Here is a 23,577-nt window from a genome sequence, read left to right as displayed (position 1 = left end):
GCGGGGGCCCGGGGCGGCTCAGCGGGCGTTCGCCAGGGCGGCGATCGCGCGGCGGTCGGGCTTGCCCGAGGTGAGCAGCGGGACCTCGGCGAGCATCAGGATGCGTGAGGGGCGCGCCACTGTGCCCACTTCGGCCGCGACCCTGTCGCGCGCAGCGGCGAGGAGCGCCTCCCCCTCTGTCTCCGGGCCGGCGGCGACGATCGCGGAGCCCTGGCCCCAGCGCTCGTCGTCCACCGCGACCACCACCGCGCCCTCCAGCCCCGGGACCGACCGCACGGCGCGTTCGACCCGGTCCAGGGAGACGTTGATCCCGCCCGACACGATGACGTTGTCGAGGCGGCCGGTCACCGCGACGCGGCCGTCCGCGACCGTGCCGGAGTCGCCCGTGCGGTACCAGCGCACCCCGTCCGCGTCGACGGCGAAGGCGCGCGCGGTCAGGCCGGGATCGCCCAGGTAGCCGTCGGCGAGCATCGGCCCGGTCAGACGGATCTCACCGTCGACGGCCTCCGCCCGCACACCGTCGAGCGGCGCGCCGTCGTACACGCACCCGCCCGCGGTCTCGCTGGAGCCGTAGGTGCGCACGATCCGCGCACCCACCTCCGCGGCCCGCTCCCGCAGGACGGGCGGGAGCGCCTGCCCTCCGATGAGCACCGCGTCGTACGAGGCCAGCGCGGCGCGCACCTCCCGCTCATCGGCCGCGTCGACCAGCGTCGCCAGCTGCGCCGGCACGAGCGAGGTGTATCGGGGTCCCGCGCCGAGGCCGCGGGTCGCCGCGACGAACGCCCCCGGTGCGAACCGCCCCTCCAGCAGCGCCGGCTCGGTGCCGGCGAGGTGCGCGCGCACGAGCACCTGCAGCCCCGCGACGTAGCCCGCCGAGAGCGCGAGGGTCCAGCGCCCGGATCCGATCCGCTCCGCCGTGGCCGCGGCGCTCGCCCGCAGCGCGGCGGCGGAGAGCACGACCCGCTTCGGCACGCCCGTGGATCCGGAGGTCGCGATGACCGCCGCGGTGCCCTCGGGCACGACGTCGTCGGGCCCCGGCTCGAAGCCGAGCGCGAGCGGCGCCGTGCCGTCGAGCGCGGCAGGAAGCGCCGCCTGCACCGCGATCGGATCCGCCCCGTCGGTCCCCCGCAGCCTCACGCCCGGCCGCCTGCGAGACTCGCGTTCAGAGCGCGCGAATGGCTCCACCCGGGGCGCGGATCCAGCCAAATGCGCGCTTTCAACCCCTGGGGCATGGCGTCAGAAGTGCCAGGGGTAGGGAGACCAGTCGGGCTCCCGCTTCTCGAGGAAGGAGTCGCGGCCTTCGACGGCCTCGTCCGTGCCGTACGCCAGGCGCGTCGCCTCGCCCGCGAACACCTGCTGGCCGACCAGCCCGTCGTCGACGGCGTTGAAGGCGAACTTGAGCATGCGGATCGCCGTGGGCGACTTGGTGAGGATCGTGCGCGCGATCGCGACCGCCTCGCGCTCGAGGTCGGCGTGCGGCACGACGCGGTTCACCGCGCCCGCCCGCATCGCGCGCTCGGCCGAGTACTCCTCCGCGAGGAAGAACACCTCGCGGGCGAACTTCTGCCCGGTCTGGCGCGCCATGTACGCGGATCCGTATCCGGCGTCGAAGGATCCGACATCCGCATCGGTCTGCTTGAACCGACCGTGCTCGGCGCTCGCGATCGTCAGGTCGCAGACGACGTGGAGCGAGTGACCGCCGCCGGCCGCCCATCCGGGCACCACGGCGATGACGACCTTCGGCATGAAGCGGATGAGCCGCTGCACCTCGAGGATGTGCAGGCGTCCCGCCCTGGCCTGCGCGTCGGCAGGCACCGCGCTCTCGTCGTCGGAGTACTTGTAGCCGTCGCGGCCGCGGATCCGCTGATCACCGCCCGAGCAGAATGCCCAGCCGCCGTCCTTCGGGCTCGGGCCGTTGCCGGTGAGCAGCACCACGCCGATGCGGGGATCCTGCCGCGCCGCGTCCAGAGCCCGGTACAGCTCGTCGACGGTGTGCGGCCGGAAGGCGTTGCGCACCTCCGGCCGGTCGAACGCGATCCTTGCGATCCGGCCGTCGTTCGAGACGTGCGCGGTGATGTCGGTGTACTCCCCGGCACCGGGCGCGAGCGTCCACTCGGCGGGATCGAACAGGTCGGAGACGTGCGTGTCGGTCACAGGATCAGCCTATTCCGCGCGACCGGGACGCGGATGCGGCGTCGCTGTGCGGCGTACGCGACGCAGCTTGAGCCAGCCGTCGACGATGTCCCACGCGGCGAACAGCACGAGACTGAAGCCGACGACGACGCCGAGGATCCCGAACACCCCGCCCTGCGCCGCCGATGCGCGCTCCCCTCGCGCGAAGCCCTCGCCGCCCGCCTCCGTGATGAAGGCGATCAGCGACGGGTTGACGAGCTCACCGCGGACCAGCAGCGTGAGCGTCGCGGCGGCGAACGCGAGGGCCAGCACCGTGTTGATCACGGCGAGTCCCGTCGTCCATCGCCGTCGCACGAAGAGGGCGACAGCGAACGCGGCTTCGAGGACGAGGAACCCCCACACCACGATCCAGGGCCACGGCTCCGGGGCGAGCACCGGGATCGGGGATCCGCCCGTCGGGAAGAACCCGAGAAGGCGATCCCACACGATCGCGCCGGCCATGACGGCCAGGAAGACGAGCGAGGCGATGAGGTCCGTGCGCCCGGAGCGGGCCTCGGCCGTGGGCGGCAGCTGCTCGGGGGTCCAGTCCAGGATCGTGTCGCCCGTGGAACCGGTGCGTTCGAGCACGAAGAAGACCAGGGTCGTCCAGAACACCACGTGCACGACCGTCTGGATCAGCACCGCGACGGCGCTGCCGAAGACCGCGCCCACGGATGCCCGTGCGATGAGCTGACCGAGCACCACGCCGCCGACCCCGCACAGCGGCACGATCCAGAGCAGCAGGCGGAGCAGGCGCAGCCAGGCCGCGTAGTAGCGGGGCCCGACCACCCACATGGGCCGGTCGAGCAGGGAGGACGCGTACGCGATGGGCTCTCCGAGCGCGGCGACGACCTCGCGCTCCGCGCCGTCCCGGTCCTCTCCCTCGGCGATGCGGGGCTCGACCTGCTCGGCGATCGAGGCCTCGAGCTCGGCGAGGATCTCGGCGCGCGAGGAGGCGGGCACGGCGCGGGCGACGGCGGCGACGTAGCGGTCGGCGTAGGCGGATTCGGTCATGATCGGATCTCCTGGTCAGGGAAGCGTCTTCGCGGCGGCGGCGATGGCCTCCAGCTCGCGGATGAGGGTGTCGGCCAGGCGGAGCCCGGCGTCGGAGGTGCGGTAGAACTTGCGCGGCCGGGCCTCGTCGGTGTTCCACTCGCTCGTCAGGTATCCCTGCTTCTCGAGCCGGCGGAGCAGGGGGTAGAGGGTGTTCGCGTCGGTGGGGAAACCGGCCGAGCCGAGCTGCTCGAGCAGGCCGTAGCCGTATCCGGGCTCGCGCAGCAGACGCAGGCTGGCCAGCACGATCGTTCCGCGCCGCAGCTCCTGCAGATGCCCGTCGAACTCCTCATCGCTCATGTTCGACACCATATTGTGCGTCACACACTATTGTCAATCGCACGTCTCGCCCCGGACCCCGCGACTGCGCCGGCGGCGGCCACGATCCGCACACGGTGCGACGATCCGCACACGACGAGCGCGGATCCCTGTGCGGATCGTCACCCGGGGTGCAGATCGTCGCGCGCACCTGCGGGCAGGGCGGATCCGGTCGGCGGATCTGCGGGTGCATGATGGGGGCATGACCGACCTCCCCGCCCTCGCCGAGCTCCTCGAGACCGCGCGGGTTGTCGCGTTGCCGATGCACACCCGGTTCCGCGGAGTGGACGTGCGCGAGGCGCTCCTGTTCGAGGGACCGGAGGGGTGGGCCGAGTTCTCGCCCTTCCCGGAATACGGCGACGACGAGGCCGCGACCTGGCTCGAGGCCGCGATCGCCGACGCCTGGCATCCGCGCCCGGCAGGGCTGCGCGACCGCATCCCGGTGAACGCCACGGTGCCGGCGGTGCCCGCCGAACGGGTGCCGGCCGTGCTCGCGCGCTTCGACGGGTGCCGCACGGCGAAGGTCAAGGTCGCGGAGGCGGGGCAAACGCTCGCCGACGACATCGCCCGGGTGCGCGCCGTGCGGGCGGAGATGGGGCCGGAGGGGCGGATCCGGATCGACGCGAACGCCGGCTGGAACGTCGACGAGGCCGAACGGGCGATCCATGCCCTGGCGCCCTTCGACCTGGAGTACGCCGAGCAGCCGTGCGCCTCCGTGGCCGAGCTCGCCGAACTGCGCGAGCGGATCCGCTATCTGGACATCCTCGTCGCGGCGGACGAGAGCGTGCGGAAGGCGACGGATCCGCTCGAGGTCGCCCGCGCGGGTGCGGCCGACCTGCTCGTCGTCAAGGCACAGCCGCTCGGCGGCATCCGCCGCGCGCTCGACATCGTCGCGGACGCGGGGCTCCCCGCCGTCGTCTCCAGCGCTCTCGACACCGCGGTGGGGCTGTCGCTCGGGGCGGCGCTGGCCGCGGCGCTCCCCACGCTCGAGTTCGACTGCGGCCTGGGCACCGCGTCCCTGTTCGCCGACGACGTCGCCGACGCCCGCCCGCACGCCGGGTGGGTGTCGCCTGCCCGTGTCATCCCGGATCCGGCCGCCCTGACCCGCCTCCAGGCTTCCGCCGATCGCCGCGACTGGTGGATCGCACGCCTGACCCGCTGCCGCACCACCCTCGCACAGCGCTGACCCCCGCCCCCTTCCGTCTATTTGCGCCAAACCGTGGGGTTCAGGGCCCGAATCCCACGGTTTGGCGCAAATAGACGGGAAGGAGGAAAGGGGTGCGCTGTCAGCCGAGCAGCAGCGTCACCAGGCGGCCGAGCTCGGTGCTGCCGGTGCGTCGCAGCTGCGCGTCGTCCTGGCCGGCCATCGCGCCGCGCACGGTCATGCCCTCCCACACGATGAGGAGCATGCGCGCGGCGATCTCCGGCTCGACCCGCAGCGACATCGTGCCGCTCGCGACGATGTCCTCGATGATCCGGGCGATGCCGGCGACCATCTCCTGCTCCTGCTTGAGATAGGCCTTGCCCCAGGCGTGGTCGCGGAGCGCCCGGAGCCGGATCTCGCTGAGCAGCATGACGCCGAGGCGGTCGTCGCTTCCCGTGTCCATGACCTGCTGCACGAGCGTGGTCGCGTCGCAGTCCTGGGCGAGCGCACCCGACTCGTTCAGCTCGGTCACCCGCTGCCGCACGGCCGTCAACCGCTCGGCCGAGACCGTGCCGGCGAGCTCGAGGAACAGCTCGTCCTTCGACTCGAAGTTCGAGTAGAAGGCGCCGCGCGTGAAGCCCGCGCGCTCGCACACGGCCTCGACGGTCGCGCCGTCCAGTCCCGCCTCGGCGAACACCAGCGCCGCGGCCTCGAGCAGCCGTGCCCGCGTGTTCTCCCGGCTCCTGGTCGCACTGCCGGTCATCCGCACCTCCGTCGTCGCGCGCCTCTGCGCGATTCACATCCCGCGCACAGATTATCCCGCGGCCTTCGTTCTACGATACATTCACGTATCGAATACACAAGTGTATCGAACCCGCCCGTGCATCCCTCGGAGGAACCCGTGTCCACACTGCTCTCGTCGCTCGGACGCTGGTCGTTCCGCCACCCCTGGCGCGTGCTCGTGGCCTGGCTGCTCGTGCTGGGCATCGCAGGCGGCGCCGCCCTCGCCCTCGGCAAGGGCACCGACAACACGTTCAAGATCCCTGGCACCGAGTCGCAGGCGGGCCTCGAGCAGCTCGAGCGCACCTTCCCCCAGGTGAGCGGCACGAGCGCGCAGTTCATCGTCGTCGCGGCCCCGGGAGACCGGGTCACCGACGCCGACTACAAGGCGCCGATCGAGCGGACCGTCAAGGACCTGGGCGACGTGCACGGCGTGCTCGCGGCGACCAGCCCCTACGACGAGCACGTCACCGGCATGGTGAGCGACGACCGCTCCGCCGCGATCGTGCGGATGCAGTTCGACGGCCAGGCGTCCGACGTCTCGGCAGCCACCAAGGACACGCTGCGCACCGCCGTGAGCGACCTCGAGAAGGAGCTGCCGAGCGGATCCAGGGCGGTCATCGGCGGCGACCTGTTCTCGATGTCGATCCCCGCGATCTCGATCACCGAGGGCATCGGCCTCGTCGTGGCGCTGCTCGTGCTGATCGTCGCCTTCCGCTCATTCGTCGTGGCAGGAATGCCGCTGCTCACCGCGATCCTCGGGGTCGGCGTCTCGATGGCCGCGATCTTCGCCGCCACCGCCTTCGCCCCCGTCTCCTCGACCACGCCGCTGCTCGCCCTCATGCTCGGGCTCGCCGTGGGCATCGACTACGCGCTGTTCATCACCGCCCGACATCAGGATCAGGTGCGCGCGGGGGTGGATCCCGAGGAGTCCGCCTCGCGGGCGACCGGCACCGCGGGCTCTGCCGTGGTCTTCGCCGGCATCACGGTGCTGATCGCCCTCGTCGGGCTGGGCTTCGCGGGCATCCCCTTCCTCACCACGATGGGGATCGCGGCGGCCGTCGCCGTGCTCATCGCCGTGCTCATCGCGGTGACCCTGACGCCGGCGATCCTGGGCTTCCTGAAGGGACGTGTCGCGGGGCGCCCGGTGCGGCCGCGTCGTCCCCGCAAGGGAGAGAAGGAGGCGCGTCCGCGCCGCCCCTTCTCGGAGCGCTGGGTGACCGGCGTCACGAAGCATCCCGTGCTCGTGGCGATCGCGATCGTGCTGGGTCTCGGCGTCGTCGCCGTGCCGGCCGCGAACCTGGCGCTCGCCCTGCCGAACTCCGGTGTGCAGCCGCAGGGGTCCGAGGCGCGGGAGAACTACGACCTGACCGCGGAGCACTTCGGCCCCGGCTTCAACGGCCCGCTCATCCTCACCGGCACCATCGTCACCTCGAAGGATCCGGTGGGTCTGATGAAGGATCTGGGCGACGCCGTCGGGAAGCTGCCGGGGGTGGCGGAGATCGCCCTGGCGACCCCGAACCAGACGGCCGACACCGGCATCGTCCAGGTGATCCCGACCACCGCCCCGGACGCCCCGGCGACCGCCGACCTCGTGCGAGAGCTGCGCTCCCATCACGACGAATGGCTCAAGGAGTTCGGGATCGACGTGAAGGTGACCGGCTTCACCGCCGTCGCGATCGACATCTCCGATCAGCTGGGCGCCGCGCTGCTGCCGTTCGGGATCTTCGTGATCGGCCTGTCGCTCGTGCTGCTCACGATCGTGTTCCGCTCGATCTGGGTGCCGGTCACGGCAGCGCTCGGCTACCTGCTCTCGATCGTCGCCGCATTCGGCGTGGTGTCGGCCGTGTTCGAGTGGGGCTGGTTCGCGGATGCGCTGCACGTGGCACGGGTCGGACCGATCATCAGCTTCATGCCGATCATCCTCATGGGCGTGCTGTTCGGGCTCGCGATGGACTATCAGGTCTTCCTCGTCTCCCGCATGCGCGAGGACTACGTGCACGACGCCGGCTCCCGCAGCGATGACCGCGCCGAGCGCCGCGCGGCCGCCCTGCGCGCGGTGCGCAGCGGCTTCACCGGATCCGCGAAGGTCGTCACCGCCGCCGGGCTCATCATGTTCGCCGTCTTCGTGGCGTTCGTGCCCGAGGGCGACTCGTCGCTCAAGCCGATCGCGCTGGGACTCGCGGCGGGCATCGCGATCGACGCCTTCCTCGTGCGGATGACCCTGATCCCCGCTCTGATGGCGATCCTCGGCGAACGCGCCTGGCGCATCCCCGCCTGGCTCGAGCGGATCCTGCCGAGCGTCGACATCGAGGGCGAGGCGGTCGAGCGCGAGCGGCACCTGGCGTCCTGGCCGGGCGACGACTCCGTGATCGCGGCCGACGGCCTCGCCGTCGCCGGCATCGTGCAGGGGCTGGATCTGCGGGTGCCCGCGGGCTCCGCGCTCGTGCTGACCGGAGGCGACGGCACCGTGCGCCGCGCCGTGGCGCTGGCGGTCGCCGCCCGCGTGCCCTCCGAGGGCCGGCTGCGCGTGGCCGGTCATCTGCTGCCCGGGCGGGCCGCCTGGGTGCGCGCACACGTCGGGTGCGTGCTCGTCGACGCGGAGCGCGACGAGTCCGCGGATCCGCTGCACGAGCTGCGGGACGCCCTGCGCGGGCGCACCTCGCTAGTCGTGATCGACGGTGCCGACCGCCTGACGCTCGCCCAGTCCGAGCAGGCCTCCGCGATGCTGCGCGACGCCGCGGAGCGCGGCCCGCTCGCGGTGCTCGCCACCGCGGCGGACGCGCCCGCCGCCGCCCGCCTGCTCGCCGACGCCGGCTGGGCCGATCCGCGGATCCGCGATCTCGACGCCCCGCAGCCGTCGTCCGATCTGCCCGCACAGACCACCACCGACCTCGACGAGGTGTCCGCATGACGAACCGCCTGTCCGCGCTGATCGAGCGCGCACGTTCGCACAAGCCGATCACGGCCCTCACCCTGATCGGCGTGCTCCTGCTGCCCGCGATCCTGGGCGGCGTGCTCGTCGCCGCGCTGCAGGACCCCACCCAGCGGCTCGACACGATGACCGCCGCGATCGTGAACGACGACGAGCCGGTGACCGTGAACGGCCAGCTCGCCCCGCTCGGGCGTCAGCTCTCCGCCGGGCTCGTGGACGGCACGGGGAAGAAGGACGAGAACCTGACCTGGGTCGTCTCGAACGAGAAGGACGCGACGGCGGGACTCAAGGACGGCACCTACCAGGCCGTCGTCCGGATCCCGAAGGGCTTCTCCGCCGCCGCGGTGTCGGGCGGGAGCGCCGTGCAGGATCCTTCGAGGCCGGCGGAGAAGGCCACGATCTCGGTGACGACGGCGCCGCAGGCGCGCGCCGCGGACGGCCTGATCGCCAACCAGATCGCCGCGACCGCGGCGTCGACCATGGGCACGGAGATCTCCAAGAGCACCCTGCAGAACGTGCTGGTCGGCTTCAGCACCCTCGGCGACAAGATCGGCGAGGCGGCGGACGGCGCCGACAAGCTCGCGAACGGCGCGAAGTCGGCCGCGACCGGAGCGGCCGCCCTTCCCGACGGCGCGACCAAGCTGGCCGACGGCGCCGGGCAGCTCGCCGACGGCGCCTCCCAGCTGTCGAACGGCCTCGGCACGATCGCGAACGGGATCACGTCGGCGCAGACCGGCGCGAACCAGGCGGGCGCACAGCTCGCGCAGGGTGCGGACACGCTGCAGGCGCAGGGGCTCGTGCCGGCGGAGGTCTTCGCCGGCGTCAACGGCACGAAACAGGCGACGGATGCAGTGAGCAGCGGCGTGAGCGCTTTCGCGACTGACCTCACCGATCTGAGCAAGGATTGCAACACCGCACTGCAACCTGAATTCTGCGGAAGGCTCGCGGCCATGGCGAACGGGGCCACCAACAACCTCGTACCTGGAGCGGCGAAAGCTGCAGCGGCCGCTTCACAGACAGCTGGCGGTGTCGCACAGTTCAACACCGCAGCCACCGCCACGATCGCGGGTCAGTTCCGTGCCGCCGCCGACGGCGTGAACCAGCTCTCCGACGGTCTCGGTCGGCTCGCCGACGGCACCACGCAGAGCGCGACCGGTGCAGGGAACCTGGCCACCGGCGCGACCGGCCTGCAGTCCGGCGCGACGCAGCTCGCCGACGGCGCCGCCCAGCTCAGCACCGGCGTCGGATCGCTCGCGACCGGCACCGCGGGCCTCGCCACGGGACTCCACCAGGCGGCGGACTCGCTCCCGAAGCGCACCGACAGCCAGGCGTCATCCCTCGCCGAGGTCGTCGCGGATCCGGTCAAGGCCGACACCTCCGGCGGGATGTTCGGCCCCACGGCGATCCCGCTGCTCGCGGCCGTCGTGCTGTGGTTCGGCGGACTCGTGTCGTTCCTCGTGATGCGGGCGTTCACGGCGCGTGCGCTCACGTCGCGCCGCCCATCGGCGCTGCTCGCCCTGCGCGCCTTCGCCCCCGCCGCGGCGCTCGGCGCGGGTCAGGGACTGCTCGTCGCGCTCGTGGTGGAGATCGTGGCTAAGTACGACCCGGCGCGCTGGTGGGCATTCGCGGGCGTGGCGGTGCTGGCCGGCGTGGCGTTCGCCGCGGTGAACCAGGCGCTCGTCGCCGTGCTCGGCGGGATCGGCCGCTGGATCGCCGCGGTCATCGGCGTCGCCGCTCTCGGCGCGGGCATCATCTCGACGCTGCCCGGATGGCTCGCCACGATCGCGGGCGCATTGCCCACCTCCCCTGCGGCGACCGCGCTGCTGGGCGACCAGGGCACCGGATCCGCCGTCGCCGCGCTTGTGGTGTGGACGGTCCTCGCGCTCGTCGCCACGACCCTCGCGGTGACCGCGCGGCGCACCACCTCGACCAGGGCGCTCCTGGCCCCGGCCGTCTGATCCGGACGGCGGGCGCGGCACGCCCCTCGCTGCCGCGCCCGCCGTCTCGTCGGTCAGGCCGTGCGGGCCTGGTCCGGCGGCACGAGCTTCGCGTCCTGCGCCGGGAACAGCACCTTCTGGATGATGATGATCGCGGACGCCGCGACCGGGATCGCGACGAGCGCCCCGAGGATGCCGCCGAGCGCGCCGCCGCCGACCGCGGCGATCACGACGAGCGCACCGGGCACGGCCACGGCCCTGCTCATGATGCGCGGGCTGATGACGTAGGCCTCGATCTGCATGTAGACGAGGTAGTACGCGAAGGCGATCAGCGCGGTCAGCGGCGAGACGAACAGGCAGATGAGCGAGTTGATGACGGATCCGGTCAGCGTCCCCACGAGCGGGATGAGCGAGCCGATGAATGCGATCAGCGCGAGCAGCGCCGGCAGCGGCGCCCCGATGATGGTGAGGAAGATCAGGCTCAGGACGCCGTTGATGAGCGCCAGGCTCGCCTGGCCGATCACGTAGCGGCCGACCGCACCCGACACGTCCTCGACGAGCTCGGTGAAGCGAGGACGCCGGTACGCCGGCACGAAGCGGGCGGCGGTGCGCTTCATCGTCCGCAGGGAGGCCATGAAGTACAGCGTCAGGATCAGCACGATCGTGAAGCCCGTGAACCCGCCCGCGATGCCCGCGCCGACGGCGAGAACACCGCCGCCGATCTTGGTGATGTTGGCCGGATCCTTGAAGAACTTCGCGATCCCGTCCACCGCCTGGCTGAACGAGTCGCCGTACTGCGCGGCGAGCTGGCGGTACCAGTCGCTGCGCAGCAGATCGTCGATCATCTTCGGGCCCGTCTCGACGAGGTGCGCGATCTGCTGCACGACGATGGGCACGATCGCCAGCAGGATCCCGGCGAAGGCCAGCACCACCACGACGACCACGATCGCGACGGCCGCGGCGCGCGGGAGCTTCCTCTCGATCAGCCGCACGATCGGGTCGAGCCCGAGTGCGAGGAACAGCGCGATGCCGATGTACACGAGCACCGTCGACAGCTGCCCGACGATCGTGCCGATGAGGAGCGCGACCAGGACCCCGAGCGCCCCGACGAGACCGAACGTGAACGGCTCGATCCGCACCCCGCCGGCCGACGGACCGGGCTCTCCCGTGATGATCGTGACCTGACGTCTGCGCATGCTGCCCCCTCGTGCCGTGTCGTCGTGCTCTTCGTCGAGCGTATGGCACGCACGACGCGGATCACGAGGGCCGCCGACGACGCGGGCCGCTAGACGCTCGCCGTACGGATCCTGACCTCGCGCTCCATGCGCTTCTCGTGCCGCTGGCGTCCCTTGACCGCCTCGGCCTCGCGATTCTTCGGCGGGGCGTTCGTGACCAACTGATCGAGCATGCGGCGGGTGGCCTGCGCAATCTCGTCGATCGCCTGCTCGAACGCCGGTGTGTTCGCCCGCGACGGATGCGTGGAGCCGCTCACCTTGCGGACGAACTGGAGGGCGGCCTCGCGCACCTCGTCATCGGTGGTCGGCGGCTCGAAGTTGTGGAGGCAGCGAATGTTCCGGCACATGCCGCGACGATAACCCGGATCCGCGGATCAGGAAACGGCCGCGAGGGCGAGCACGGCGACGAGCACGGTGGACGCCGCCGCGACGAGCCCCCACAGTGCGAAACGCCCCCAGGGCACGGTCACGCCCAGGGCGGTGATCCGGTGGTGCCAGAGCAGGATCGCGAGCGAGGCCCACGGCGTCACGAGCGGGCCGAGGTTCACGCCGATCAGCAGCGCCATCAGGGCGACCGGGTCGTGCGCCGCGAGCGGCTCCAGCACGAGGTAGGCCGGAAGGTTGTCGATGCCGTTGGCCGCGAGCGCGCCGATGCCCGCGACGCGCAGCAGCTCCCCCACGCCGTGGCCGTCCGCGGCGAGCGGGGTGAGCAGCGCGGCGAGCCCGCGCGCGTGCGCAGCCTCCACGATCACGAACAGCCCGGCCGCGAGGCCGAGGGCCTGCCACGGCACGAGCGCGAGGCGCAGGGCCCGGCGCCGCCGGAACGCGAAGACCACCACGAGGATCAGCGCGGCCGCCGCGGCGGGGATCCACACCTCCTGCACGAGGGCGAGCAGCGGCAGCAGTGCGACGAGCACCACCGCCGAGACCACGAACAGCACGCGATCCGTCGGGCGGGCCTGCGGCGGAGCCGTGTAGCGGCCCCGGAGCGTCCTGCGGTGCGCGATCGTGAGGATCGCGACCGGCACGAGCACCCCGGCGAGCGCCGGCGCCCAGCTCAGGGCGAGGAAGGCCGCCGGATCCGCCCCGATCCTCGACGCGGCGAGCAGGTTGGTCAGGTTCGACACCGGCAGCAGGAGAGACGCCGTGTTGGCGAGCCACACGGTCGCGAGGGCGAAGGGCAGGGGCGAGACGCCCACGCCCTGGGCGAGCAGCACCACCACCGGCGTCACGATGACCGCGGTCGTGTCCAGCGAGAGGAACACCGTGCTGACCACCGCGAGCAGGATGACCGCGCCCCACAGCGCGAGCACACGTCCTCGACCCCAACGGGCCAGGTGCTGCGCGACCACGTCGAACACCGCCGCGTCCCGCGCGAGCTCGGCGACGATCGTGATCGCGACCACGAACCCGAGCACCGGGGCGGTCCGCCCGGCGAGCGCCCCCGCGTCCGCGGCGGGCAGGATCCCGGTCGCCACCACCACGGCAGCGACGATCACGAGCAGGATCACGAGCAGCGCCCCCGGGCGCAGCCTGCGGCGTCCCGCCTTCATCGTGCGCGCCCCGCGGCCCGGCCGCACGGCGCGGTGCGCCGCCGGTTCAGCTCAGACCCGAGTAGACGTGCAGGCCCTTGAAGAACAGGTTCACGATGGTGAAGTTGAACAGCACCGCCGCGAAGCCGACGATCGAGAGCCAGGCCGAGCGGGATCCGCGCCAGCCGCGCGTCGCGCGCGCGTGGATGTAGCCCGCGTAGAGCACCCAGATGATGAACGTCCAGGTCTCCTTGGTGTCGAAGCCCCAGTACCGGCCCCAGGCGTCGTTGGCCCAGATGGATCCGGCGATCAGCGTGAACGTCCACAGGATGAAGCCGACGGTCGCGAACCGGTAGGCGAGGCTCTCCAGCCGGTCGGCCGTCGGCAGCGTCGCGAGGAACCGGGGCCCGGGCTTGGACGCCTCGGCCAGGATCCGGGACTCGCGGCGGGCCTGCATGAGCTGGAAGACGCTCAGCGCGAAGGCGAGGGCGAAGAAGGCCGTGCCGAGCGATGCGACGAACACGTGGATCACGAGCCAGACGCTCTTGAGCGGATCCGCCAGCGGCACGACCTGCGTGTAGAACCCGGTGGCGGCACCGCCCAGCAGCACCACGACGAGACCCACGATGAACGTGCCCAGGTACTTCAGGTCGTACCAGATGTTCACCGCGATGTAGACGGCGATGATCAGCAGCGTGCCGGTCATGGAGAACTCGTACATGTTCGACCACGGCACCCGGCCCGCGGCGATGCCGCGCAGCACGACGCCCGCCAGGTGGAACAGGAAGCCGAGCGTGGTGAGCGCCGTGCCGATGCGGGCCATCACGTACCGCGGCGGGGCCGCGGCCTCGGCGCCCGAGGCGGTGCCGGCCCCACCCGACGACGACGCCGAGGAGCCGCCCACCGCCGCGCCGACGAGCTCGCGCTCCGGCACGGCGACCTTGGCGTCCGCGGCGGCCTGGGAGCGCCGGGCGAGATCGAGCGCGTAGGCGATGAACGCGGCCGCGTAGATCGCGACAGCCGTCCAGATCGTCAGGATCGACATCGAGTCGAAGTTCATGCTGTCAGCCTACTTCCGCGGAATTCCGCTGTCATCGGCCTCGGAGGGGCCATCGGGTTCGGAGGTGCCGCGGGTCTCCGCGACCGCCGCGGTGGTTCCCGCGGCGTCGAGCAGGCGGGCGTGACCGTCGCGGAGGTCCTCCACGGCCGCGGCCAGGGTCGGGTCCTCGCCGCGGGCCAGCCCGGCGTACTCCAGGTGCACGGCGCCGTCGACGACCACGGCCTTGACCCACATCCGCCTCCGCGGCACGAAGAGGGCGAGCACGAGGCCGAGCACGGCGAGCGCCGCGAAAGCGAGCACCCACTGCTCGGAGGGGTCGTGATGGATCTGCAGCGAGACGTAGCGCTTCACCGACTGGGCGTAGTCCTTCGCGTCCTTCGGCGCCTCGTTCTCGAACGTGATGGTGCCCATCCCGTTCGGCAGGGCGGTGGTCTCCCCCGGGGCCAGCTCGATCGACTTCACGCCGGTCTTGCCGCCCGTGAGCTGCGTCATCTTCGCGGTGTCGAGCACGTACACCGACCGCGGCGTGCCGTCGTCGATGCCGAGGTCGCCCGCATAGACGTTGAGCGTGAGCGTGGGGTTCACCAGCGCCGGATACACCGAGGTGAGCGCGCCGGAGGCGAGCTGTCCCGCCGTCGGGTAGAAGAAGCCCTGCAGGCCGAGCTGCTCCGGCAGGCCGTCGGCGACCTTGACGATGCCGATCGACATCATCGTGCTGTTGTTCTGCGGGAGGAACGGGACGGAGTCGTGGTAGACCACGTCGCCCTTCGCGTTCTTGACGGTGATCGTGGGCGCGTAGCCGTTGCCGAGCAGGTAGACGCGGTCTCCGGCGATGCCGAGCGGGTGGTTCACCTGCACCGAGGCGTCGCGCGGCTTCTGCCCCGGCTCCGTCACGGAGACGTTCGCGGAGAAGTCGCCGGCCAGTCCCGAGGACGGGCTGCCCTTCTCGAAGGGCTGGTACGTGACGTCGAACGAGTCCAGCGTCATCCGGTACGGGGCGAGGGCGTCGTCGGAGACGAAGCGGCCGCGGTTCATCGACGAGTAGTCCAGGAGCGTGTTCACGAAGCTCGTGCCCTGCACGACCACGCGCTGCCCCGTGTAGGCGAAGCTGCCGCCCACGCCGACCGAGACGAGCACGCCGACGAGGGCCAGGTGGAACAGCAGGTTGCCGGTCTCCCGCGCGTAGCCGCGCTCGGCCGACACGGAGAACCCGCGCTTGTCGTCGTAGCGCTCGACGCGGTAGCGCAGCGCGCGCAGCTGCTTCTCGGCGATCGCGACGGCCTCGGCCGCGGCGGCCTGCGCATCCGTGCCGGAGACGGTGCGTACGGCCTCGCGATGGTCGTCGAGACGGGACAGCCGCACCGGCGTGCGGGGAGGGCGCGAACGCAGTGCCTTGAAGTGATGCTTGATGCGCGGGATCACGCAGCCCACGAGCGAAAGGAACAGCAGCAGGTAGATCGCCGAGAACCACGCCGACAGGTAGACGTCGAACAGCTGCAGCGAATCCATGATCGGGAACAGATCCGGGTGGTCGACCTTGTACTGCGTGACGCCGTTCGGATCCGCCATCCGCTGCGGGAAGATCGAGCCGGGGATCGCGGCGATCGCGAGGATGAGCAGCAGCACGAGGGCCGTGCGCATGCTGGTGAGCTGCCGCCAGCCCCAGCGCAGCCAGCCGACGACGCCGAGCCGTGGCGACTCCACGCCCCCGTCGACGGGCTCCGCCACCGCGTCGATGTGGTCGCCGGGGCGCAGCGGATCCGTCGAGTCCCCTCGTGCGGACGCCTTCTTCTTCGTGTCTTGGTTCGTCACGTTCGATCCCTGTGCTTCGTAAGGCTCAGCAGCCGTGTGCCCGGCCCACGGTCAGAGCGGGAGCTCGACACTGCCGACCACCGCCCCGATGCTCGACATGATCGTCTTCCAGACCCCGGTCACCATGAGCAGGCCCAGCACGATGAGCAGCGCGCCGCCGACGATGTTGACCACGCGCACGTGGCGGCGCAGGAACGAGACCGACCTGGTCGCCCAGCCGAAGCCGAGCGCGACGAGCAGGAACGGGATCCCGAGTCCGAGCGAGTAGGCGACGCCCAGCCAGACCGCCCGGCTCACGTCGCCGACGTTGACCGACAGCGCGACGATCGCCGACAGCGTGGGGCTGAGGCAGGGGCTCCACCCGATTCCCAGGGCGATGCCGAGCAGGGGGGCACCGATGAGGCCGGCACGACCGGAGACGTTCATCCGGATCGTGCGCTGCGCGACGCCGAACACGCCGACGAACACGAGGCCCATCACGATGATGACCGCGCCGAGCACGCGGGTGATCACGTCGCCCCAGCGCAGCAGGAACACGCCCGCCGCTCCCCCGACCACCGCCATGAGGATGAAGACGAGCGTGAAGCCCAGGATGAACAGCAGCACGCCGAGCACCATCTGACGACGGGTCGGGGCGTCGGCCGTGCCGTCCTGGCGCTGTCGCGCGCCGCTCACCGCGCCGCCGACGAAGCCGAGGTAGCCCGGCACGAGCGGCAGCACGCAGGGCGAGAGGAACGACAGGAGCCCGGCGAGCATGGCGACGGGCACGGCCGCCCAGAGCGCGCCGGTGCCGACGATGGCGTCGATGTTCACGAGATCGGATTCACTTCTCGCGCGTCACTTCTCATCCAGGGCGTCCTGCACGAGCGTCTCCAGGATGGAGGCGGATCCGATCGGCCCGATCACGCGGGCGGCCACCCGGCCCTGCTTGTCCAGGACCAGCGTCGTGGGGGTCGCCTGGATCGAGGTGACCTCGGCGAAGGCGTACTTCGCGTCGCCCGTGTTCACGTCGATGATGCTGGGGTAGGTCACCCCGTACTTGTCGTTGAACGCGACCGCGGTGCCGGCCTGGTCGTAGGTGTTCACGCCGACGAACGAGACGCCCTTGCCGTCGAACTTCTGCCACACCGCCTGGAGGTCCTTCGCCTCGACCCGGCACGGTCCGCACGCGGCGTACCAGAAGTTCACGACCGCGACGTCGCCGGCGATCTCGGCGCTGCTGAACTTCTTGCCGCTCTCCAGCGTGCCCGAGAAGGCGACCGGCTTGGTGCGGTCGCCCGGCTTGATCTCCTCGACGCGCATGCCGTCGGAGCCGATGTAGCCCTTGTTGTCGCCGTTGCGGTACTGGTCGGCCACCGGATCGGCGGCGCAGCCCGCGAGGCCTGCGGCGAGCACGGCGCCGAGCACCAGGGCGCCCGCCGTCGCGGTGCGCGGCCGCCGGCGGCGTGCGCGCGGACGATCGGACGCAGTCCCGAGGGGCGCGGACGGGCGCGACGAACTCAGAGGCATGCTCTGAATCCTACGAAAAGACTCTATGCACCCGGTGGGCGCGGGCTGGGCGGGGTCCCCTGCGGGGCGTGGGCGCCGCGTCAGACCGCGTTCGCGATGAACGCCCAGAACAGCGCCCCGGCGTAGAGCAGCGTGCCGAGCGAGGTGAGGGCGAGCGCGATCACGAGCTCGCCGGGCTTGCCGTACGCCCACACGATCACGACCGCGGGCAGGATCGCGAGCAGCGCGAGCAGTCCGATCCAGGCGACCGGATAGAACAGCGCCAGCAGCACGAGCCCCAGGAACGGCAGGATCACGAACAGCGTGTAGAGGATCTGCGTCGCGCGCCGGCCGATCACCACGGTCAGCGTGCGCTTGCCGACCACGCGGTCCTGGTCGATGTCGCGGAGGTTGTTGGCGAGCAGCACCGCGCAGGCGAAGAGACCGACGGCGACGGCCCCGATCCAGGCCTCCTGCGGCAGCTTCAGCGACTGCACCCAGGTGGTGCCGAGCGTGGCGACCAGCCCGAAGAACACGAACACGAACACCTCGCCGAGCGCGTTGTAGCCGTACGGGCGCTTGCCGCCGGTGTAGAACCAGGCCGCCACGATGCACACCGCGCCGACGGCGATCATCCACCACTGCTGCGTGCGGATCACGATCCCCACGCCCGCGATCGCGGCGAGCGCGAAGAAGGCGAGACCCGTGTACAGCACGCTCTTCGCGCTCACCCGCCCGGAGGCGGTGAGGCGCGCGGGGCCGACCCGGTGCGCGTCGGTTCCGCGCACGCCGTCGCTGTAGTCGTTCGTGAAGTTGACGCCGATCTGCAGGCACACGGCGACGGCGAGGCACGCCAGCGCGATGACCCAGTGGAACTGCGGATCGCCCAGCCGGGCCGCTCCCGTGCCGACCAGCACGGGAGCGATCGCGAGGGGAAGCGTGCGCGGACGCGCCGCGCCGATCCAGTCGCCCGCGGTGACCGGCGCCTGCGCCTCGACGGGGCGCTTGGCGGGATTGCCGGAGCGGGAGCGCGTCACCGGACGTGCAGACGCGGACGCGGTCTTCTTGGTGCGGTTCTGGGACTTGCGGTTCGCCACCCCGGAATCCTAGCGGCGCCGCGTGTGCCCGGCCGCCGGAGCGGCGCCGCGATGCGCCGGGGTCAGCGGCGCCGCGATGCGCCGGGGTCAGCGGCGACGCGCGTCGGCGATCGCGGCGCGCAGGTCGTCGGCGAGGGCGCGCAGCTCGGCGTCGTCGAGGGTGTGCGCGGTCAGCCGGATCTGCGGCGAGGCCTCGTCCGGCTCGAGGAGGAACCCTCCGCCCGTGCGCACCAGCCAGCCGCGGCGCATCATCGCCTCGGAGACGGCGCGCCCGTCCGCCCCGCACTCGACCCACACGTTGAGGCCGTCGTCGCCGCGCACCGTGATGCCGCGCTCGCGCAGCAGGGCGCGCAGGGCGTCGCCGCGTTCCGCGTAGTGCGCCCCGGCGCGCTCGAGCGCGGCAGGGGTGTCGGGATGGTCGAGCATGCCGACGGCGACGCGCTGCAGGATCCGGCTCACCCAGGTCTTCCCGGGCGAGAGCCGGGTGCGCAGCTGCGCGGCGGTGTCGGCGTCCGAGGCGAGGAGCGCCAGCCGCAGATCCGGGCCGAGGAACTTCGACATCGACCGCACCAGCGCCCACCGCGGGTGGCCGTCCGGGATGACCGAGTGGTACGGCCGCCGCGAGAGCAGCGAGTAGTGGTCGTCCTCGACGATGAGCACGTGCGGCGCCTCGGCGAAGACGGCACGCAGTCCGGCGGCGCGCGCGGCGCTCATGCTGATCCCCGTCGGGTTGTGCGCACGCGGCGTGCAGACGACCGTGCGGGCGCCCGCGTCGATCGCGGCGCGGAGGCCCGCGACGGTCATCCCCTCGTCGTCGAGCGGGATCCCGACCGGGCGGTATCCGCCGAGGCGGACCACGTTGATGCTGGAGAGGAAGCACGGATCCTCGAGACCGACGACGTCGCCGTGCGCGAGGGAGGCGACCAGCAGGCGCTCCAGTGCGTCGACGGCGCCCGAGGTCACGGACAGCTCGAACGGACGCGGCTGCGCCTCGGCGAGCCAGGACGCGGCCCAGGTGCGCAGCCCCTCGTCGATGAGGGCGTCGCCGTACAGCGCGGGCGTGCGCAGATCGACCTCGGCCAGCACCGGGAGCGGCAGCAGGTCGGGATCGGGGTTGCCGCTGCCGAGGTCGCGCAGCACGGTCTCGGCAGCGAACCCCTCCTCCTCGGTGCGCAGCGGCTCGGTGACGACCGTGCCCCCGCGGCCGCGGCTCTCCACGGCTCCCGCACGGGCGAGAGCGCGGTAGGCGGCGGCGACCGTGTTGCGGTTCACCCCGAGCAGGTCGGCCAGCGCCCGCACGGTCGGCAGGCCGGCGCCGGGCCGCAGCGCCCCGGATCCGATCAGGGCGCGGATGGAGTCGGCGATCTCGTGCGCCGTGCTGCCCTGGATCCTCGCGTCTGCCACGGCTCTCAGCCTATGGGCACGCCGGGCACGGCGCTCCGCCGCCGCGTCGCGGCGCTCCGCTCCCCGGGATCGGCGGTCAGGACGAGGCGGCCGGCACGATCGGCCGGTGCTCGTAGAAGGTCTGCAGCACGACCGTCGTGCGGGTGCTCACGTTCGCGGCGAGGCGGATGTCGCGCACCAGCTGCTCCAGCGCGCGCGGCGAGGCGACGCGCACGAAGAGCATGTACGCGGCGTCGCCGGCGATCGAATGGCAGGCCTCGATCGCGTCGAGGTGCTCGAGCAGCTCGGGTGCATTGTCCGGCTGGGCGGGGTCGAGCGGCGTGATCTCGATGAACGCGGAGAGCGGCTTGCCCACCGACTCCGCATCGATCACCGGACGATACCCGGTGATCGCGCCCCTCGATTCGAGCCGCTTCAGGCGGGACTGCACGGCGGACACCGAAAGGCCGGCGGCCTCGGAGAGGTGCGCGAGCGTGGCACGCCCGTCCTGAGACAGGGCGGCGAGGATCGCGAGGTCGACAGGATCGTCCATGTCTGGAATAATATCCTGAGTTGATCCACTTTTGCAGGAATTTTTCCTGCACGTCCCTCGATCGGAGGTCCCGATGTCCCTCACCACCACCCCCAGCAACGCTCTCATCGGCGAACCCGAGGTCGTCGAGGACGCGGCGATCGCCGAGACCTCCGAGGCCTGGCGGATCCTCAAGGACGCCGCCATCGCCATGCGCCCGCTGCAGATCAAGGACGGCTCCGTGCCGAACGCGGACGACCACGAGGCCGCCCGCGCCCACGTCGCCGCCATCATCGCCGGCATCACGGCCCTCGCCCCCGCCTTCCCGCACGACACCGCGTATCTCGAGGCCTCGGTCAAGGACTTCCAGCGCTGGGCCGACGAGGGCTTCGGCGTGCCCGACTTCCTCGACTCTCTCGTCGCGTTCCAGCCGCAGGAGCACCGCGTCGACGGGATCCGTCACCTCGTCGTCTTCCCGATGTACACGCAGAACGGCTCGAGCGACCGCCTCGTCGAGGCGCTCATCGTCGAGACCATCTGGCCCGAGTTCATCGCCGACCTCGAGGCCGGCGACTACGGCAACAAGCTGTTCGTCTCGCTGCGCCTGGTCGACTTCACGCCCGGCTACGACACCAACTCGGCCGTGCTGTTCCCCGAGACCGTCGCCATGCGCGAGATCCCCTCGTTCACCTGGGGCGCGATCTTCCAGGACCGCGAGGCCGCCCGCTACCGCCGGGTCGTGCGGGCCGCGAGCGAGATCACGAACCTCGAGCTGCCCGAGCGCGCGGCCGCCATGCTCGACGACCAGCAGATGACCGAGAAGACGTTCGTGATGTGGGACATCATCCACGACCGCACGCACATGCGCGGCGACCTGCCGTTCGACCCGTTCATGATCAAGCAGCGGATGCCGTTCTTCCTCTACTCGCTCGAGGAGATGCGCTGCGACATGACCGCGTTCCGCGAGTCGGTCAAGATCGAGCGCGCGTTCGACGCCCGCATCGCCGCCGGCGAGCAGCTCACCGCCAGCGAGCAGGAGATGCACGACTACGCGCACCTCGTGCAGTACGCAGTGATCTTCGACCGCATCTTCCGCTTCGCGATCACCGGCACCCGCACGCGCAACTACGACGCCGTCGGCGGCCAGCTGCTGTTCGCCTGGCTGCACCAGCGCGGCGTGCTGCACTGGACCGACACGGCGCTCGCCTTCGACTGGGAGAACGTGCCGGACGCCGTCGTGGCGCTGGGCGACGCGATCGACGACCTGTACTGGCACTCGATCGACCGCCCGAAGACGGCGCACTGGCTCGCGGCGTACGAGCTCGTCCGCGGCACCCTCACGCCGCACCCCGCCTCGCAGTGGGCTCGCGGGCTGTCCGACGAGATCCTCGCCGGAGCGCCGAAGGGCTACACCGACGCGGTGCTGGACGACGAGTTCCCGCTGTCGATGTTCTTCGAGACGCTCGACAAGAAGATGAAGCCGGTCATCGAGTCGACCGTGGGCATCCGCGGCACCGACGACTGAGCAGGATCCGGCACAGCCGCGCAGGATCCGGCACGTGATGGCGGGAGGATCCCGGATGGATGGACAATCGATCCGGAATCCTCCCGCCATCCGTCTCTCCTGCCCCGGCCGCCCCTCCCCTCGGCACCGGCGCCGAACGACCTGAAGGAGCACCGCATGACCGCCGCAGGACGCACCGTCCTCCTCGCCGGGGCGACCAGCCCGTCCGGCCTGACCCTCGCACGGGCCCTCCTCGCCGCCGGAGCGCGCGTGATCGCCGTCGGCCGCGACCAGGAGAAGATCGACGCGCTCGCGGCCGCCGCGCACCCGGCCGCGGATCGAGCCGGCACCGGCTCCGGCACCGGCTCGATCCGCGTCGAGCGGTGCTCCCTCACGAACGAGGCCGAGGTCGCCGCGCTCGCCGACCGCCTCGCCGCCGACGGCGAGCACGTGGACGGGCTGGTGCCGCTCGTGGGCGGCTGGCGCGGCGGCGGCGGTCTCGCCGGGCAGACCGAGGAGGACTACCGCGCGCTGGAGCAGTCGTTCACCGCGGTGCGGGTGACGAGCCGTGCCTTCGACGCCGACCTGCGCGCGTCCGACGCCGGCCGCTTCGCGATCGTCTCCTCCACGGCTGTCGCCCGGCCGCTCGCGGGCGGCGCGAACTACGCGGCCGTGAAGGCGGCGAGCGAGACCTGGACCCGGGCCGTGGCGCAGGGCTTCGCCAAGGCCGCACGGGACGCCGGAGAGCCGCTGCGCGCGGCCGCCGTGGTGCTCCGGGTGCGCAGCCTGGACGACGTGGTCGACGCCCTCGCAGCGCGCGTCGTCGCGCTGTGGGACGAGGATGCGGCCGCCCTCAACGACCGCATCGTCGACGTGGCCTGAGCCGTCAGCGGGTTCTCGCGCGCCCCGCGTCCCGGTGCTCGCGCGTCCGCCACACGCGAGCGATGAGCGCCTGCGCGGGCCCCGAGAGCAGCAGCAGGAACATCGCCGCATAGCCGATGTCCGGCAGCAGCACGGCGACCACGAGGGCGACCGCGAACAGCGCGCTCATCACGACCTCCGCGATGATGCCGCGGCGCAGCGACGCCGGCGGGATCCGATGCAGATCGGGATGACGGCGCAGATAGAGCCGGGTCACGAGCATGAGCAGCGAGGAGAGCAGCAGAGCGCCGATGTAGAGCGCCTTCTGCGTCGCGTCGTTGCCCATCGATCCGAGCATGGCCGTGGCCACGGGCAGCCACACGATCGTGAACATCCAGCCCACCTGCAGCCAGACGAGCGCATTCGTCACCTTCTCGACGCGATCGAAGACGCGGTGATGGTTCATCCAGAAGACCGCGATGATCAGGAAGCTCAGCCCGAAGCTGAACAGCTGATCGCCCTCCTGCTGGACGTAGTCGAGCGCGCCCTTGTGCTCGCGGGCGAACTCCGCCACGTTCTCCAGCAGCGGCAGGATCAGCAGGGTCATCGCGATCGCGACCACCGCATCCACGAACGCCTTCAGCCGCTCGGCGGACAGGGGCGGACGTGTGGCGTCGTCGATCGGCGTCTCGTCATCCGTGGCGGGCTGAGTCACTCCCGAATGCTCCCGTACC

Annotated in this window: 21 protein-coding genes; 5 read left to right on the top strand and 16 right to left on the bottom strand. The window is 71.8% G+C overall.

Annotation, left to right across the window (positions count from 1 at the left end):
* Window positions 1-18: 18 nt before the first annotated feature.
* From NFX31_RS03715 to NFX31_RS03700, 4 genes are all read right to left on the bottom strand, one after another.
* Complete coding sequence (locus tag NFX31_RS03715) at window positions 19-1,137, bottom strand: AMP-binding protein (RefSeq protein WP_262956816.1); 1,119 nt, start codon at window positions 1,135-1,137, stop codon at window positions 19-21.
* A 99-nt stretch (window positions 1,138-1,236) separates the two neighbouring features.
* A complete protein-coding gene (locus NFX31_RS03710) occupies window positions 1,237-2,154 on the bottom strand; it encodes a 1,4-dihydroxy-2-naphthoyl-CoA synthase (RefSeq protein WP_262956815.1) in 918 nt (305 codons plus the stop codon).
* A 9-nt stretch (window positions 2,155-2,163) separates the two neighbouring features.
* Window positions 2,164-3,186, bottom strand: a complete 1,023-nt coding sequence (locus tag NFX31_RS03705) for an HAAS signaling domain-containing protein (RefSeq protein ID WP_262956814.1) — start codon at window positions 3,184-3,186, stop codon at window positions 2,164-2,166.
* A 15-nt stretch (window positions 3,187-3,201) separates the two neighbouring features.
* A complete protein-coding gene (locus NFX31_RS03700; RefSeq protein ID WP_045250187.1) occupies window positions 3,202-3,525 on the bottom strand; it encodes a PadR family transcriptional regulator in 324 nt (107 codons plus the stop codon).
* A 220-nt stretch (window positions 3,526-3,745) separates the two neighbouring features.
* On the opposite strand from NFX31_RS03700, the gene NFX31_RS03695 reads away from it, so the two are divergent.
* The gene (locus NFX31_RS03695; RefSeq protein WP_262956813.1) at window positions 3,746-4,729 is read left to right on the top strand and encodes an o-succinylbenzoate synthase; all 984 of its coding nucleotides are present in this window, start codon (window positions 3,746-3,748) and stop codon (window positions 4,727-4,729) included.
* Between the two features lie 100 nt (window positions 4,730-4,829).
* On the opposite strand, the gene NFX31_RS03690 is transcribed toward NFX31_RS03695, so the two are convergent.
* Window positions 4,830-5,450 (bottom strand): TetR/AcrR family transcriptional regulator, encoded by a 621-nt coding sequence (locus tag NFX31_RS03690; protein WP_045250126.1) that lies wholly within the window; start codon window positions 5,448-5,450, stop codon window positions 4,830-4,832.
* A 138-nt stretch (window positions 5,451-5,588) separates the two neighbouring features.
* Between NFX31_RS03690 and NFX31_RS03685 the strand changes: the two genes are divergently transcribed.
* Complete coding sequence (locus NFX31_RS03685) at window positions 5,589-8,381, top strand: MMPL family transporter (protein WP_262956812.1); 2,793 nt, start codon at window positions 5,589-5,591, stop codon at window positions 8,379-8,381.
* Window positions 8,378-10,360 (top strand): YhgE/Pip domain-containing protein, encoded by a 1,983-nt coding sequence (locus NFX31_RS03680; protein WP_262956811.1) that lies wholly within the window; start codon window positions 8,378-8,380, stop codon window positions 10,358-10,360. Before NFX31_RS03685 ends, NFX31_RS03680 begins: the two co-directional genes overlap by 4 nt.
* Window positions 10,361-10,413: 53 nt before the next feature.
* Here NFX31_RS03680 and NFX31_RS03675 read toward each other — a convergent pair whose 3' ends face one another.
* The 10 genes from NFX31_RS03675 to NFX31_RS03630 all read right to left on the bottom strand — a co-directional run bounded on the left by NFX31_RS03675 (window position 10,414) and on the right by NFX31_RS03630 (window position 20,499).
* Window positions 10,414-11,535 (bottom strand): AI-2E family transporter, encoded by a 1,122-nt coding sequence (locus NFX31_RS03675; protein ID WP_262956810.1) that lies wholly within the window; start codon window positions 11,533-11,535, stop codon window positions 10,414-10,416.
* 89 nt (window positions 11,536-11,624) lie between these two features.
* On the bottom strand, window positions 11,625-11,921 hold the full coding sequence (locus NFX31_RS03670) for a DUF2277 domain-containing protein (RefSeq protein ID WP_045250128.1): 297 nt from the start codon (window positions 11,919-11,921) through the stop codon (window positions 11,625-11,627).
* A gap of 27 nt (window positions 11,922-11,948) precedes the next feature.
* Window positions 11,949-13,127 carry an SLC13 family permease gene (locus NFX31_RS03665; RefSeq protein WP_262956809.1) on the bottom strand — a complete coding sequence of 393 codons (1,179 nt, stop codon included), beginning with the start codon at window positions 13,125-13,127 and terminating at the stop codon, window positions 11,949-11,951.
* A gap of 46 nt (window positions 13,128-13,173) precedes the next feature.
* Window positions 13,174-14,166, bottom strand: coding sequence for a c-type cytochrome biogenesis protein CcsB (ccsB, locus tag NFX31_RS03660; protein WP_045250130.1), 993 nt, complete (start codon window positions 14,164-14,166; stop codon window positions 13,174-13,176).
* Window positions 14,167-14,175: 9 nt separating this feature from the next.
* Complete coding sequence (gene resB, locus NFX31_RS03655) at window positions 14,176-15,978, bottom strand: cytochrome c biogenesis protein ResB (RefSeq protein ID WP_045250131.1); 1,803 nt, start codon at window positions 15,976-15,978, stop codon at window positions 14,176-14,178.
* Between the two features lie 51 nt (window positions 15,979-16,029).
* Window positions 16,030-16,791, bottom strand: a complete 762-nt coding sequence (locus tag NFX31_RS03650; RefSeq protein WP_175491256.1) for a cytochrome c biogenesis CcdA family protein — start codon at window positions 16,789-16,791, stop codon at window positions 16,030-16,032.
* Window positions 16,792-16,815: 24 nt separating this feature from the next.
* Window positions 16,816-17,487: a TlpA family protein disulfide reductase gene (locus NFX31_RS03645; RefSeq protein ID WP_082072230.1), complete on the bottom strand. Its 672-nt coding sequence runs from the start codon at window positions 17,485-17,487 to the stop codon at window positions 16,816-16,818.
* Window positions 17,488-17,567: 80 nt separating this feature from the next.
* Window positions 17,568-18,563 (bottom strand): 1,4-dihydroxy-2-naphthoate polyprenyltransferase, encoded by a 996-nt coding sequence (locus NFX31_RS03640; RefSeq protein ID WP_082072232.1) that lies wholly within the window; start codon window positions 18,561-18,563, stop codon window positions 17,568-17,570.
* A gap of 87 nt (window positions 18,564-18,650) precedes the next feature.
* Entirely contained in the window at window positions 18,651-19,976 is a 1,326-nt protein-coding gene (locus tag NFX31_RS03635) for an aminotransferase class I/II-fold pyridoxal phosphate-dependent enzyme (protein ID WP_045250132.1), read from the bottom strand.
* A gap of 67 nt (window positions 19,977-20,043) precedes the next feature.
* Entirely contained in the window at window positions 20,044-20,499 is a 456-nt protein-coding gene (locus tag NFX31_RS03630; RefSeq protein ID WP_045250133.1) for an Lrp/AsnC family transcriptional regulator, read from the bottom strand.
* Between the two features lie 73 nt (window positions 20,500-20,572).
* Here NFX31_RS03630 and NFX31_RS03625 point away from each other — a divergent pair, with 73 nt between their 5' ends.
* Window positions 20,573-22,003 (top strand): DUF6421 family protein, encoded by a 1,431-nt coding sequence (locus tag NFX31_RS03625; protein ID WP_045250134.1) that lies wholly within the window; start codon window positions 20,573-20,575, stop codon window positions 22,001-22,003.
* Between the two features lie 156 nt (window positions 22,004-22,159).
* On the top strand, window positions 22,160-22,864 hold the full coding sequence (locus NFX31_RS03620; protein WP_045250135.1) for an SDR family NAD(P)-dependent oxidoreductase: 705 nt from the start codon (window positions 22,160-22,162) through the stop codon (window positions 22,862-22,864).
* 4 nt (window positions 22,865-22,868) lie between these two features.
* On the opposite strand, the gene NFX31_RS03615 is transcribed toward NFX31_RS03620, so the two are convergent.
* Window positions 22,869-23,558 (bottom strand): TMEM175 family protein, encoded by a 690-nt coding sequence (locus tag NFX31_RS03615; RefSeq protein WP_248700408.1) that lies wholly within the window; start codon window positions 23,556-23,558, stop codon window positions 22,869-22,871.
* Window positions 23,559-23,577: the final 19 nt, after the last annotated feature.

The sequence above is a fragment of the Microbacterium azadirachtae genome (genome assembly GCF_025583665.1).
Classification (GTDB): Bacteria; Actinomycetota; Actinomycetes; order Actinomycetales; family Microbacteriaceae; genus Microbacterium; species Microbacterium azadirachtae.
The sequence above is the reverse complement of the archived record's forward strand: the minus strand, read 5'-3'. Positions and strand labels throughout refer to the sequence as shown.

Excerpts from the sequence above, each read along its gene's own strand:
- NFX31_RS03705 (WP_262956814.1), bottom strand. The coding sequence starts at position 3,186 with ATGACCGAATCCGCCTACGCCGACCGCTACGTCGCCGCCGTCGCCCGC.
- NFX31_RS03700 (WP_045250187.1), bottom strand. The coding sequence starts at position 3,525 with ATGAGCGATGAGGAGTTCGACGGGCATCTGCAGGAGCTGCGGCGCGGA.
- NFX31_RS03695 (WP_262956813.1), top strand. The coding sequence starts at position 3,746 with ATGACCGACCTCCCCGCCCTCGCCGAGCTCCTCGAGACCGCGCGGGTT.
- NFX31_RS03690 (WP_045250126.1), bottom strand. The coding sequence starts at position 5,450 with ATGACCGGCAGTGCGACCAGGAGCCGGGAGAACACGCGGGCACGGCTG.
- NFX31_RS03680 (WP_262956811.1), top strand. The coding sequence starts at position 8,378 with ATGACGAACCGCCTGTCCGCGCTGATCGAGCGCGCACGTTCGCACAAG.
- NFX31_RS03675 (WP_262956810.1), bottom strand. The coding sequence starts at position 11,535 with ATGCGCAGACGTCAGGTCACGATCATCACGGGAGAGCCCGGTCCGTCG.
- NFX31_RS03670 (WP_045250128.1), bottom strand. The coding sequence starts at position 11,921 with ATGTGCCGGAACATTCGCTGCCTCCACAACTTCGAGCCGCCGACCACC.
- NFX31_RS03665 (WP_262956809.1), bottom strand. The coding sequence starts at position 13,127 with ATGAAGGCGGGACGCCGCAGGCTGCGCCCGGGGGCGCTGCTCGTGATC.
- ccsB (WP_045250130.1), bottom strand. The coding sequence starts at position 14,166 with ATGAACTTCGACTCGATGTCGATCCTGACGATCTGGACGGCTGTCGCG.
- NFX31_RS03645 (WP_082072230.1), bottom strand. The coding sequence starts at position 17,487 with ATGCCTCTGAGTTCGTCGCGCCCGTCCGCGCCCCTCGGGACTGCGTCC.
- NFX31_RS03630 (WP_045250133.1), bottom strand. The coding sequence starts at position 20,499 with ATGGACGATCCTGTCGACCTCGCGATCCTCGCCGCCCTGTCTCAGGAC.
- NFX31_RS03625 (WP_045250134.1), top strand. The coding sequence starts at position 20,573 with ATGTCCCTCACCACCACCCCCAGCAACGCTCTCATCGGCGAACCCGAG.
- NFX31_RS03620 (WP_045250135.1), top strand. The coding sequence starts at position 22,160 with ATGACCGCCGCAGGACGCACCGTCCTCCTCGCCGGGGCGACCAGCCCG.